At 63.4% G+C, this 12,055-nt stretch carries 11 protein-coding genes and 1 tRNA gene; 3 read left to right on the forward strand and 9 right to left on the reverse strand.

All coding sequences use genetic code 11. The features are described from left to right. Positions 1–87: 87 nt before the first annotated feature. The 6 genes from RO07_RS16840 to RO07_RS16865 form a co-directional block, all read right to left on the reverse strand. A complete protein-coding gene (locus RO07_RS16840) occupies positions 88–1,089 on the reverse strand; it encodes a FecR family protein (protein WP_052266661.1) in 1,002 nt (333 codons plus the stop codon). A 127-nt stretch (positions 1,090–1,216) separates the two neighbouring features. After that, a complete protein-coding gene (locus RO07_RS16845; protein ID WP_039404256.1) occupies positions 1,217–1,723 on the reverse strand; it encodes an RNA polymerase sigma factor in 507 nt (168 codons plus the stop codon). Next, positions 1,720–2,451 carry a TonB family protein gene (locus tag RO07_RS16850; protein ID WP_052266662.1) on the reverse strand — a complete coding sequence of 244 codons (732 nt, stop codon included), beginning with the start codon at positions 2,449–2,451 and terminating at the stop codon, positions 1,720–1,722. Before RO07_RS16850 ends, RO07_RS16845 begins: the two co-directional genes overlap by 4 nt. 388 nt (positions 2,452–2,839) lie before the next feature. Further along, a complete protein-coding gene (locus tag RO07_RS16855) occupies positions 2,840–3,139 on the reverse strand; it encodes a type II toxin-antitoxin system RelE/ParE family toxin (RefSeq protein ID WP_039404259.1) in 300 nt (99 codons plus the stop codon). Continuing rightward, a complete protein-coding gene (locus tag RO07_RS16860) occupies positions 3,136–3,393 on the reverse strand; it encodes a type II toxin-antitoxin system ParD family antitoxin (RefSeq protein WP_039404262.1) in 258 nt (85 codons plus the stop codon). The genes RO07_RS16855 and RO07_RS16860 overlap by 4 nt, the downstream gene beginning before the upstream one ends. Before the next feature lie 583 nt (positions 3,394–3,976). After that, a tRNA-Pro gene (locus RO07_RS16865) sits at positions 3,977–4,053 on the reverse strand. A gap of 201 nt (positions 4,054–4,254) precedes the next feature. Here RO07_RS16865 and RO07_RS16870 point away from each other — a divergent pair. After that, positions 4,255–4,731 (forward strand): SixA phosphatase family protein, encoded by a 477-nt coding sequence (locus RO07_RS16870; protein WP_039412593.1) that lies wholly within the window; start codon positions 4,255–4,257, stop codon positions 4,729–4,731. A gap of 190 nt (positions 4,732–4,921) precedes the next feature. Then, the gene (locus RO07_RS16875; protein ID WP_039404264.1) at positions 4,922–5,749 is read left to right on the forward strand and encodes a GNAT family N-acetyltransferase; all 828 of its coding nucleotides are present in this window, start codon (positions 4,922–4,924) and stop codon (positions 5,747–5,749) included. 107 nt (positions 5,750–5,856) lie between these two features. On the opposite strand, the gene ppx is transcribed toward RO07_RS16875, so the two are convergent. Then, entirely contained in the window at positions 5,857–7,392 is a 1,536-nt protein-coding gene (gene ppx, locus RO07_RS16880; protein WP_039404266.1) for an exopolyphosphatase, read from the reverse strand. A 194-nt stretch (positions 7,393–7,586) separates the two neighbouring features. On the opposite strand from ppx, the gene ppk1 reads away from it, so the two are divergent. Beyond that, positions 7,587–9,659, forward strand: coding sequence for a polyphosphate kinase 1 (gene ppk1, locus RO07_RS16885; protein WP_039404268.1), 2,073 nt, complete (start codon positions 7,587–7,589; stop codon positions 9,657–9,659). A 177-nt stretch (positions 9,660–9,836) separates the two neighbouring features. Here ppk1 and phoR read toward each other — a convergent pair whose 3' ends face one another. Together phoR and phoB are read right to left on the reverse strand one after the other, a co-directional pair. Further along, the gene (gene phoR / locus RO07_RS16890) at positions 9,837–11,177 is read right to left on the reverse strand and encodes a phosphate regulon sensor histidine kinase PhoR (RefSeq protein WP_039404270.1); all 1,341 of its coding nucleotides are present in this window, start codon (positions 11,175–11,177) and stop codon (positions 9,837–9,839) included. 143 nt (positions 11,178–11,320) lie between these two features. After that, positions 11,321–12,022, reverse strand: coding sequence for a phosphate regulon transcriptional regulator PhoB (gene phoB / locus RO07_RS16895; protein WP_010805263.1), 702 nt, complete (start codon positions 12,020–12,022; stop codon positions 11,321–11,323). Positions 12,023–12,055 lie beyond the last annotated feature (33 nt).

Consider the following 12,055-nt stretch of genomic DNA (forward strand, 5'->3'; position numbering starts at 1 on the left):
AGGAACCTCCCCACCCGCAGACTATTTCAGGGATTTTTTCGAACCGCGCGCCAATGAGGCGGCGCAGGGGACGTCGTGAAACGGCTGTCAGGAAAGCACGACCAGGCCACCCGGCAACGTGCGGGCGCTCAGATCGAACGTGCGCTGCAATTGCGCGAGGGCCATGTCCAGCAAGGTGATCTCGAAGCTTCCGCTCACCGGCTGGTTGCGCAGCGATGCGTTCATCAACACCACTCTCCCTCGGCGGTAGCGGTTGATCTCGTCGAGCACGTGCCCAAGCGGTGCTTCGCGGAAGATCAGCATGCCGCTGCGCCACGCGGACACATCGGCCACCGAAACGCGTTTCACGCGGCCAACCGCGCCATCGTCGTAGATCGTCTGGTCCCCCGCGCGCAAGACGTGTCGCCCGGCCGGGTGAGCGACGTTGACAGTGCCCTCGATACAGGTCACGCAGACATGGCTCGCCAGACGGCGCACTTCGAAGCGTCCCGCACTGGCTTCGCTACGCCCCGCACCGGCGAGGACCGCGAATGGCGCGGCACCGGCGCCGATGTCGACGGCGGTTTCACCGGTCAGCAGACGGATGCCGGTGGTCGAAGCGCCTGCCGTCTCCCGTTGGATGCTGGTCTCAGTATTGAGCGTGATGTCGACGCGCGAGGCCAGCGCAATCGTGCGCTGCTCGCCGGTGGCAGTGCGGTAATCGGCTCCCCACTCCGCTGGCGCGGGCCAAAGCCCCGCCGGTGGGTGCAACACCGCGACACCAGCGACCACCGCGGCGCTGGCGGCCGCACCGAGAAACGCCCGGCGGCCCATGTTGGGACCGCGCAGTGCGAGGACATGCTGCTGGGCCGCCTCGGGGTTCTCGCGCAGCACCTCGCGCGCGGCGGACTTGAGCAATGACCACTCCTGTTTGGCGTCGCTGAACGCCGCGTGATGCGCAGGGCTGGTGCGCAGCCAGCGCTTGAACGCATCGGCATCCCACGAGGTCACGTCGCCGGAACTGAGGCGGCGCAGCCAGGCCCACGCCTCACGCTCGATCGAGCCGGGCGAGTCTTGCAACGAGGTGCGACCGTCGTCGTGCGTCGTCATGCAACGCTCCTCTTGCGCATTCCGACCACGATGGAGCGGGTGTGCGCAAACGATGAACGGAGGGTGGAGAAAATGCGTGCCATATGGAAGGACGAATGTACCGCCGCGCGCCCGCAGACTTTTTTCTTCATCGGTCTTTCCGGGCGATCAGGGAGTCGTGTGCCCGTTTCAGATCGGATTCGACCGTGCGCAACGACACGCCGAGCCGCTTGGCCACTTCCTTTTGTTCGAGTCCGTCCCAGTGGACCATAAGCACGATCTGGCGACGCCGCTTGGGCATACGGTCGATAGCCTCGCGCAGTGCCTCGATCCGGGAGCGTCCCTCCGCAATCCGCTCCGGACCAGGGGCCGGATCGGCCATGTCCATGAGTTCTTCGATCTCGTCCAGCGGCAGCGAGCGGCCCTGACGGCGCTGAATGTCGACGGCAATATTGACCGCCATGCGCAGCAGATAGCCCGCCGGGCTGAGAATCTCGTTCTCTTCCTTGCGGCTATGCACGCGCAGCCAGGTGTCCTGGAGCGCATCGCCGGCGAGGTCGCCATTGCCGAGCAGTCGTGTGACCCGAGACTTGAGCGTGCTGTAGTGCTTGGTGAGATAGTCCACCAGCACCATCGGCGGCGTATCGTCGCTCATGAACCGGCCCTGGGAATCGCGGGAGCGTCGCACGTCATGCCGAACTCGGCATCGTGGGGCAGCAGCAGCATCGTCACAGGTTGAGGAATATCGCTGGGTGGCGCGGCGTCCATGCGCAGGTCGCGCAATGTCTCGAGTACCGCGATGTCGCGTTGCCCGTTGCCCGTCGAGCCGATCAGACGCGCGCGCTGTACGTGGCCGGTCTCGTCGAGTTGGAAACGCAGCAAGGCGCGGTAACGTCCGGGGGCGGTGAGTGGATGGCTGCACAACGCTTGCCAAACGCGCGTCTGCACCAGTCCGGGATAGCCGGTCAGCTTGCCCAGCCCGTTGCCGGACGGCGCGGCGGCCGTTTCATTTGCCGCCTTCAGGATGAACGCGCTGCTTTGCCCCATGTTGAATTTCTCGGCGGTCAGGCCCGTGCCTTCGAGCAACTTGCGCAGGGCGGCCTCGGGCGAATACCGGCCGCGAACGGCCGTCGAGGTTTGTCCCGCAAGAATTTCGCTGCGATAGAGCGCCGGTAGACGTGCAGCCGTGCCGAAACGCCGAAGCGCATCCGTCAACGGCAATGCGGGGATGTCAAAGTCGATGCGCGGATCGCTCTCCGGCGCGGCCGGAACCACCGCGCTCGCGGGGCCCGCAAGCACAGGCTGCATCACGGGGATCGAGACAAGCGCGATCGAGCATCCCGCCAGCACACGCAGACTCATCGATGCCGGGTTGCCTGCCATCGTCTATCGCACGCTCGGTCGAACGCCAGGAGACCGTGGGAAATCCAAACCGACCTCTTGGCAAATGCGAGTGAGGCTACCTGCCTTACATGAAATTTCAGTGACAAACGGAAGGCTGCGAGGGTGTGGCAACGTCTGCCTACGCCAGACTTCGGTGGATCTTGGCGGCTTGCTCACTTTGACTGCCGTCACGGGGAATCAATCTCGATGGTGACAAAAGCGTGGCAATGCTGCCCGCCAGCAACAAAAAAGGGGTTAGCCGAAGCTAACCCCTTGATCCTGCTGGTCGGAGCGATAGGATTCGAACCTACGATCCTCTGGACTTAAATCATCGTTTCGGGCGAGGCTGGCGCGTCGCCGGGAGCTCGCATACCCGATGCCGACGAGTTCAAGGAAACAAAATCGCAGCGTAATTTCGCGCGCTGTGCAGGATGTGAACGATGTCGATTCTTTCATCCGACTCGACCACACGATAGAAGATTTGATAGTTGCCGTGGACGCGGTGACGGATGCCAAATCGCTCATAGCGCGGAACGACAGGGAACGCAAACGGCATGTCCGCAAGGCTCGTGCACTTGTCTCGCAGTTCCTGAATGAACGTCAGTGCGCGGCGCGGGTTGTCCAGTGCGATGTGGTCACCGATGGTTTCGAGGTCGACAATGGCTTCAGGTAATAAGTGAACGATCATGCCTTGTCGTTCACCTTCGCCTGATATTTCTTCTCAAGACGGTCGAACACGTCGGCGGCAGGCTGGCCTCGACCAGCCTCGGCGTCAGCGATGCCCTTCTCAATGACAGCATCCAGTGCAGCAAGCTGCGTCTCCCGGTCCTGAATGAGCCGGACGCCTTCACGCAACACCTCACTCTTCGAGCCGTAACGGCCCTTCTCGACAAGCTCGGCAATGTAGCTCTCGAGCGTGCGTCCGAGTTCAGCACTGATCATGATTTCCTCCGTTTGGACTTGGCTGGGGGCAGGGGTTAATCTAGCACGCTTATCAACAGTTATCAAATTACGTGCTCCCTGCGGATGGGAGTCGCCATCTCTGGCGTTCCGGCGCGCGCGTCTGATCCGAGTCGAGGTGGCCCGTCAAGTAATGGGCCGTGCTGGTGCAGAACAGGTTTTCAGTACGGCGCGGAACGATGCACTACGTAGTGTCAACGTGCCCGAGATCGACGCGACCGTCGTCATGCAGCTGCTTAAAACAGGAAAGACAAGTTGCACGTACAGCATTCGACGGGGGAAGCGGGATTCCCAAGGCGACGTTGCAGCGCCTCAATATCCAGACCGAATGTCGTTGCCCCAAGGTAGGAAATTGGCATGACGACAATGGAACCAGAGAGTCATGCTACGTCCGACCAAACGCCTCGCATGCTTTCCCCTGAGACTCGCAAAAGGTGCGCGACACTCTCCGAGGCCATAGCGATGCATCAGCACTCGCTGGGCATCAAACAAGATTTTATTAGGGAAATGCCAGGGAAAAGATTAGGGACAATAGATGCTGCCTGTCCCAATCCCTTGAAGCTAGTGGTCGGAGCGATAGGATTCGAACCTACGACCCTCTGATCCCAAATCAGATGCGCTACCAGGCTGCGCTACGCTCCGACGAAAGAGGTGAGATTCTAGAGGGTTTCCTGCGATGCGTCAAATCGACGCGCATCGCACCGACATATTTCGCCGCTCACGCTGGCACAATAGTCCCGGGCCCGGCGCCCGTTTCACCCCGTCCGGTGCTTTGCCGACAGTCACGCCGCCGCCATGAAACCCCGCCATAGTGAGAGGTTCACCATGTCCGAACCCGTGTCGATGAACCTGATTCTCTGGCGTCACGCCGACGCCGAAAACCTGCCCGCCACCCTCGCCCTCAACGCCCAGGCCGATCTGGCCCGCGAACTCACCGACCGCGGTCGCAAGCAAGCCGAAAAGGCAGCCCAATGGCTGCGCCCCCGCCTGCCCGACGACGCCCGCATCCTCACCAGTCCCGCCATACGCGCCGTCCAGACCGCCCAGGCCCTCACACCCAGTCCGCGCATCGTTCGCGATCTCGCCCCCGGCGCCAGCGCCGTCACCCTGCTCGGCGCCATCGACTGGCCCGGCACCGCACAGACCGTCGTGCTCGTGGGTCATCAACCCTCCCTCGGCCAACTCGCCAGCCTGCTCGTCAGTGGTCAGGAGGCCTATTGGACCATCAGGAAGGCCGGCATCTGGTGGCTCGCATCGCGCCGCCGCGAAGACGAGAGCCAGGTCGTCGTGCGCGCCGTCGTCAACCCCGATCTGTTGTAATTTCGCCCCCTCGATGCAGTGCCGAATCGCGGCCGAATCACCCTCGAATCGAGCGCTGAATGGCATGAACATTGGGACCTGACTCATGACACGGCGAGTTTTGTCATAGAATTGTCGCCTACCGTTCACGGAATCGACATTGATGCTTTTTAAAGTACGTCGCAACGCGACCGTCACAAAAAGGGCCTTTATGCGCGACCTGCCGAACCCCACCATGCCGCTTTCTTCGTTGACCCCTACGTCGCGGAGGCGTCTTCCTCGCCCTGAAACGCCTGTCAAACCGAATCTGGCTGTGGCGTGGGCACACGACGAAAGCGAGCTTCGAGAAGCGCAACGCCTGAGATATCAGGTCTTCGCCGAAGAAATGGGCGCGTCGGTCAAGGGTCCGGCAGGCCTCGACGTCGACGAATACGACCAGTATTGCGACCACCTGCTCGTGCGCGATCAGGACTCGCTCAAGGTCGTCGGCACCTATCGCGTATTGCCCCCGGCACAGGCCAAGCGCCTCGGTCGTCTGTACTCCGAAGGGGAGTTCGACCTCTCGCGTCTCGACCATCTGCGCCCGAAGTTGCTCGAAACCGGCCGCTCGTGCGTGCACCCGGATTACCGCAACGGCGCGGTCATCATGGCCCTCTGGAGCGGTCTGGCCGAGTACATGCTACGCCACGGCCTCGAGACGATGCTCGGCTGCGCCAGCGTGCCGATGGCCGACGGCGGACACTACGCCGCGAGCCTCTATCGTAAGCTTCAGGACACGGCCATGGCACCCACCGAGTACCATGCCGTGCCCCGCATCGCCCTGCCCGTCGACGAGTTGCAATCGACCCTCGACGTCGAACCGCCCACCCTGGTCAAGGGCTATCTGCGCCTGGGCGCCCGCATCTGCGGCGCACCGGCCTGGGACCCCGACTTCAATACCGCCGACTTCCTCACGCTGTTCCGCCTGTCCGACATGAATCCGCGTTACGCGCGTCACTTCCTCGGACCGGAACTCGTCAACAAACTCAAACAAGCCTGACCGGCACCGCTCTCTCCCACACACCCGAATACGCCCTCCTGCGAGAAGCAACAAAAAGCCCGGCAAATGCCGGGCTTTTTGTTTGCCTTGCGCGCGCTCAGTGCCCTTCAGGCGTACACCACCTTGTAGCGCATGCCGATCTTCTCCCACTCCTGAGCCTCGCGCTGCAGGCTGTAGTCGGTGAGCGGGTTCGCGTCGATCCACGCACGCGGCACCGACACCTGGAAACCGCCGTCGAAACGCTCGACTTCGATGCTGTCGGGCAATGCATCGGTACGCCGGCGGCAGAACAGCACGGCCAGACGCAGACAGAACAGCAATTGCCAGTCCACCTGCCGCGCCTGCGACGCGAGCTTGCCCAACTTGCCGACATGGCCCAGCAGCAACTCCGCCAGACGCGCCTGGTCCGGACGCGAAAAGCCCGGCATGTCGGCATTGCTGCCGATATACGCCGAATGCTTGTGATAAGCACTGTGCGAGATGGACAACCCCATCTCGTGCAATGCCGACGCCCATCCCAGCAGCGCCTCGCCTTCCTCGCGACCGTCCTCCCCCGCGTCATCGTCATCGCCTTGCGCCACGGCATCGGTCGGCAACTGGCGGTACAAGGCCACCGCCAGACGCCCCACGCGATCGGCCTGCGCACGATCCACCCCGTAGCGGCGCACGAACTGCTCGACCGTCACCGCGCGCATGTCCTGATGCTGCGTGCGCCCCAGCAGGTCGTACATCACCCCCAGACGCAGGGCGGCGTCGGTCGTCTCCATGTGCTCGACTTCGAGTTCATTGAAGACGGAAAGCATGATCGACAGCCCGCCCGGCAGCACCGGAATGCGATCCTGCTTGAGTCCGGCCAATTTGAGCCGGTTGGCGTTCTCCGCCTTGACGAGCGCGCGCTTGAGGCGCTCGAGCCCACCGCGCGTCAAGCCATGCACGCCGCCATCGTTGAACCCGTTCGCCTCGAGCAGTTCGGCCAGTGCCCGCGCCGTGCCCGACGAGCCGATCGCCTGCGCCCACCCCGCCTCGCGATAGGTGGCCGAAATGATCTGGATCTCGCGCCGCGCCGCAAGCTCGGCCTGCTTCATGGCGTAGTCGTCCACGTTGCCGCTCGGAAAGAACTGCCGGCTGTGGCTCACGCAACCGATATACAGACTCTCCATGATCAGCGGCTCGTAATCCTGGCCGATGATGAATTCCGTCGAGCCGCCACCGATGTCCACCACAAGCCGATTGCCCGCACAGGTCGGCACGGAGTGTGCCGCGCCCGCATAGATCAGGCGCGCTTCCTCACGACCGGCAATCACTTCGATCGGGAACCCGAGCGCGCGCTGCGCCTCTCCGAGAAAGTCCTGCGCGTTCTTGGCCACTCGCAGCGTGTTCGTGGCGACAGCCCGCACCTGATCGGGATGGAACCCCCGCAGACGTTCGCCGAAGCGCTTGAGCACGTCCCAGCCGCGTTGCTGCGACGGATGGTCGAGATACTTCTCCGCGTTCAGGCCCGCCGCGAGTCGCACCGGTTCGCGCAGCGCGTCGACCTGATAGATCTGCGTGCCGGCGGACGTTTCCTCCACCCGGCCGATGATCAGGCGAAAACTGTTCGAACCGAGATCGACGGCCGCTAATAAGGGCGATGGGGTACTCATGTGGGGATGCGCCTGGGCGAGGAGTGCCGGAATGCACGATGCGTCACATTAAACGCATGACGCGCACTCGACAAATAAATGACGAATAAGTTACAAATCCAATATGACACGTCGTTGACAAGTGTGAACGTCATATAACTGTAACAATCCGGATGAAGAATTCACGCCAATCCCATGTCTTTCGCACGTTCCATATGAATTACCCGCTGCTCAACCGTGAGCTTGGCATTCTGGCGTTCAACGAACGCGTACTTGCCCAGGCAGCCGATCCGGCCACGCCATTGCTCGAGCGCCTGCGCTTCGTCTGTATCGTGAGTAGCAATCTGGATGAATTCTTCGAAATCCGTGTTGCCGGGCTGAAGGAGCAGATGCGGGAAAATCCCGGCATGCTGACGCCCGACGGTATGACGTTTCAGCAAGTTTACACGCAAGTCTGCGCCCGGGCACAGGCGCTGGTCGAAAAGCAGTACGCCATGTTCGACAGCCTGTTGCCGAAGCTCGAAGCCGAGGGCATCGCCTTTCACCCGTCCGGTCAGTGGAACGACGCCCAGGTCGAATGGGCCCGCGATTACTTCCTGCGCGAACTCGTGCCGGTCCTCACGCCCATCGGTCTCGACCCGGCGCACCCGTTCCCGCGCGTGCTCAACAAGAGCCTGAATTTCGCCGTCGAGCTCGAAGGCAAGGACGCCTTCGGGCGCGACGCCGAACTCGCCATCGTGCAAGCGCCGCGCGCCCTGCCCCGGCTCGTTCCCATGCCGGCAGCCCTCGCCCCGCTGCCTAACAGCTTCGTGCTGCTCAGCTCGCTCATGCTGCGCTTTGCCAGTGAATTGTTCCCCGGCCTCACCGCCAAGGGCTGCCACCAGTTCCGCGTGACCCGCAACAGCGACCTGTTCGTCGACGAAGACGAAATCACCAACCTTCGCACCGCGCTCCAGGGCGAACTCCCGGCCCGTCACCTGGGCGACGCCGTGCGCCTGGAAGTCGACGCCGGCACCCCCGCGCGGCTCGTACGCCGCCTGCAGACCGAGTGCGGCCTCACCGACTCCGACTGCTACCGCGTCAAGGGTCCGGTCAATCTCGTGCGGTTGATGCCGCTGCCGGAAATGGTCGACCGCCCGGATCTGAAGTTCGTGCCGTTCGTGCCCGCACTGCCGGCGCGCATGAGCGCATCGCCCGCGATATTCGATCTCATCGACCAGGGCGATCTGCTGTTGCATCACCCGTACGACAGCTTCCAGCCCGTGCTAGAACTGCTGTTGCAGGCCGCACGCGACCCCGACGTCGTGGCGATCAAGCAGACGATCTATCGCACCGGCAACGAATCCGCGCTGATGGACGCCCTCATGGAGGCGGCGCGCAACGGCAAGGAAGTCACGGTGGTCGTGGAACTGCTCGCGCGCTTCGACGAAGAAACGAACATCAACTGGGCGGCCCGGCTCGAGGCGGTCGGCGCCCACGTCGTCTATGGCGTGGTCGGTCACAAATGCCACGCGAAGATGCTGCTCGTGGTGCGACGCACGCGTCAGGGCAAGAAGACCTTCCTCAAGCGCTACGCCCACCTCGGCACGGGCAACTACCATCCCCGTACGGCGCGCCTGTACACCGACTTCGGCCTGATGACCGCCGACGAGCAGCTGTGTGCCGACGTCCACGTCGTCTTCCAGCAGTTGACCGGCATCGGCCGGCAGACGCAATTGCACGCGCTGTGGCAGTCGCCGTTCACGATGCACACGCATCTGCTCGAAGCGATCCGCCGCGAGACCGAAGCCGCCGCCGCCGGCAAGAAGGCCCGCATCATTGCGAAGATGAACGCGCTGCTGGAGCCGACCATCATCGCCGAGCTGTACAAGGCCTCGCGCGCCGGCGTGAAGATCGATCTGATCGTGCGCGGCGTGTGCTCGCTTCGCGCGGGCGTGAAGGGACTGTCGGAGAACATCACCGTGCGCTCCATCGTCGGACGGTTCCTCGAGCACCATCGCATCTACTACTTTTACGCGCACGGCGACGAACAGGTACTGCTGTCGAGCGCCGACTGGATGGAGCGCAACTTCTTCCGTCGCGTGGAAGTGGCGTTCCCGGTGCGCGACAAACGTCTCAAGGCGCGCGTGATTCGCGAAGGCCTGATGGTGCATCTGCGAGACAACACGGCGTCCTGGGTCATGCGTCCGGACGGCAGCTATCTGAGCCGTCGCCCCGGCAAGAAGCCCTACAACAGCCAGATGGCGTTGATGAAGGAAATCGCACAGCACGTGCAGTCGGGCAACTGAACGCCAGCCGCCTTCGGCGACGTTCGGGGGATGGGGCGAAAGCCCCTTTTTTTCACTCGCTGCCGACGCATCCGCTCATGAAAAAAGGGCGTTCGATGTCTCGAACGCCCGGCTTCCGAGCACCGCGAGCACCCCACCCTGCGCGGTGCGCCTTGCGCCTCCCGGCAGCGGCAACGCTTATCCGTTTGCCGCCACGCCCGGCACCGCCTCCGCCGGCGCGCGATGCACGACTCGCGTGGGCGGGAAGTGAATCGCGAACGTGCTGCCGCGCCCTTCCTCGCTCGTCACCTGCAGATCGGCCTGATGGCGCGTGAGCACGTGCTTGACGATGGCCAGCCCCAAGCCCGTGCCACCGGTATCGCGAGACCGGCTGCGGTCGATCCGGTAGAAACGTTCGGTCAGACGTGGAATATGCTCCGCCGGGATGCCGAGCCCGGAGTCGGTCACGGCAAAGCGCGCGCCGCCGTCCTCCGTCGGCCCCCACTCGATGCGGATCTTGCCGCCCTGCGGGGTGTACCGCACGGCATTGCTCACGAGGTTGCTGAACGCGCTGTGCAGTTCGCCCTCGGCGCCGCGCAGATCCAGCCCTTCGGCGCCGGTGACCTCGATGACATGCTGGCCTTGCGAGAGCCCTTCGGCGTCGCCGCGCAACGAGCGCATCTGCATGCCCATGTCGATGCGATCGTCCGCCGGTGGCTTGCCGCTGCCTTCGAGTTTCGCCAGCGTGAGCAGATCGTTCACGATGTTCTGCATGCGCGACGCCTGCTGCCGCATGATCTCCACATAACGCTGGATCTCGTCCGGCGAGAGCGGCAGTTCGCCCACGGTCTCGAGGAAGCCGGAGAGGACGGTGAGCGGGGTCTTGAGCTCGTGCGAGACGTTCGCGACGAAGTCGCGGCGCATGGCGTCGGTGCGCTCCAGGTCGGTCACGTCGAGCGAGATGATCAGCTTGCGGTTGTCGCCATACGGAAACACCTGCACCGAGAGCACGTTGCTGCGCTTCACGCCCATGTGCTGCATGAGCAGCGCCTCGTCGTATCGCTCGGAGGACAGGTAGTGCACGAACGCCGGCGTGCGCAGGAGGTGAGTGATCTGTTGACGCAGATCGCGCCGCGCGTCGATGCCGAAGTGCGCCTCGGCGATCGCGTTGCACCAATCGATCTGATTCTGTTCGTCGAGCATGATCACGCCGTTGGGCGACGCCTGGATCGCCTGAATGAAGCGTGCGTGCTGTTGTTCCACCTGCTTGACCTGGTTATGCCAGCGTTTGGCCAGCTTGTGCAGCCGGTAGTAGATTTCGCCCCACAGTCCGATCGCGCTCGGCACTTCGCCGTACACCGGCGCATCGAGCAGGCGCCACAGACGCTGGGCATGGTAAATGTTGAAGCAAAGCTGCGTCACCAGCAGAACGATGGCGGTGACGTAACCTGCGCGCGCGCCAAAGATCCAGCCCACAGCCACCGAAATGGCCGCCTGCAGGATCAGAAACGCCAGCGCACGGGCCCAGATGATATTCATAGACGATGCACAGGAGGGTCGCCGCCCGCCGCTCCGACGGGGGCGAACGGCATAGGCGCGGCGGGGTTCGACCGGTATCGGGCGAAAATCGGCTGGATCCGGAAGCCATCTCCGCCGGCGTCAGGCCGGCGGAAAGCGCCGCCTCAGACCGATTTCGTCAGGCGATAGCCACTGCCGCGTACGGTCTCGATCATAGCATCGTGGCCTGCCGGCTTGAGTGCGGCGCGAAGGCGCTTGATATGCACGTCCACCGTGCGCTCTTCGACGAACACGTGGTCGCCCCAGACCTGGTCGAGCAACTGCGAGCGGCTGTGCACGCGCTCCGGGTGCGTCATGAAGAAGTGCAGCAAACGGAACTCCGTCGGCCCCAGATCGAGCTTGATATCGCCGCTCGACTGGTGGCTCGTCACGCGATGCGTGGCCGGGTCCAGCTTCAGACCGTTCACGCTCACCACGTCCTCGGTGAGCTGCGGCGCGCGACGGCGCAGCACCGCCTTGATGCGTGCCATCAGCTCCTTGGGTGAGAACGGCTTGGTCACGTAATCGTCCGCGCCGATCTCCAGCCCCATCACCTTGTCCTGCTCTTCGCTGCGCGCGGTGAGCATGATGATCGGTACGTGCTTGGTGCGCTCGTTCGCGCGCAGCTCGCGCGCGAACGTCACGCCCGACTTGCCTGGCAGCATCCAGTCGAGCAGCACGAGGTCCGGCAGGACGTCGCTGATCAGCGTGAGGGCCTGCTCCGCGTTGTACGCCCGGATCGGATAGTGACCGGCGTGTTGCAGATTGACGGAAATCAGCTCGGAAATGGCCGGTTCGTCTTCCACGATCAGAATGCTGCTGGGCATCGGTTCCCTCTCAAACCTTCAGTAATGTCTGGC

Source organism: Pandoraea pulmonicola, from assembly GCF_000815105.2.
GTDB lineage: Bacteria > Pseudomonadota > Gammaproteobacteria > Burkholderiales > Burkholderiaceae > Pandoraea > Pandoraea pulmonicola.

Coding starts and splice junctions, on each gene's coding strand:
- RO07_RS16860 (WP_039404262.1), bottom strand. CDS start 3,393: ATGATCAGTGCTGAACTCGGACGCACGCTCGAGAGCTACATTGCCGAG.
- phoB (WP_010805263.1), bottom strand. CDS start 12,022: ATGCCCAGCAGCATTCTGATCGTGGAAGACGAACCGGCCATTTCCGAG.
- RO07_RS16845 (WP_039404256.1), bottom strand. CDS start 1,723: ATGAGCGACGATACGCCGCCGATGGTGCTGGTGGACTATCTCACCAAG.
- RO07_RS16870 (WP_039412593.1), top strand. CDS start 4,255: ATGAACCTGATTCTCTGGCGTCACGCCGACGCCGAAAACCTGCCCGCC.
- phoR (WP_039404270.1), bottom strand. CDS start 11,177: ATGAATATCATCTGGGCCCGTGCGCTGGCGTTTCTGATCCTGCAGGCG.
- ppx (WP_039404266.1), bottom strand. CDS start 7,392: ATGAGTACCCCATCGCCCTTATTAGCGGCCGTCGATCTCGGTTCGAAC.
- RO07_RS16850 (WP_052266662.1), bottom strand. CDS start 2,451: ATGGCAGGCAACCCGGCATCGATGAGTCTGCGTGTGCTGGCGGGATGC.
- RO07_RS16840 (WP_052266661.1), bottom strand. CDS start 1,089: ATGACGACGCACGACGACGGTCGCACCTCGTTGCAAGACTCGCCCGGC.
- RO07_RS16855 (WP_039404259.1), bottom strand. CDS start 3,139: ATGATCGTTCACTTATTACCTGAAGCCATTGTCGACCTCGAAACCATC.
- RO07_RS16875 (WP_039404264.1), top strand. CDS start 4,922: ATGCGCGACCTGCCGAACCCCACCATGCCGCTTTCTTCGTTGACCCCT.
- ppk1 (WP_039404268.1), top strand. CDS start 7,587: ATGAATTACCCGCTGCTCAACCGTGAGCTTGGCATTCTGGCGTTCAAC.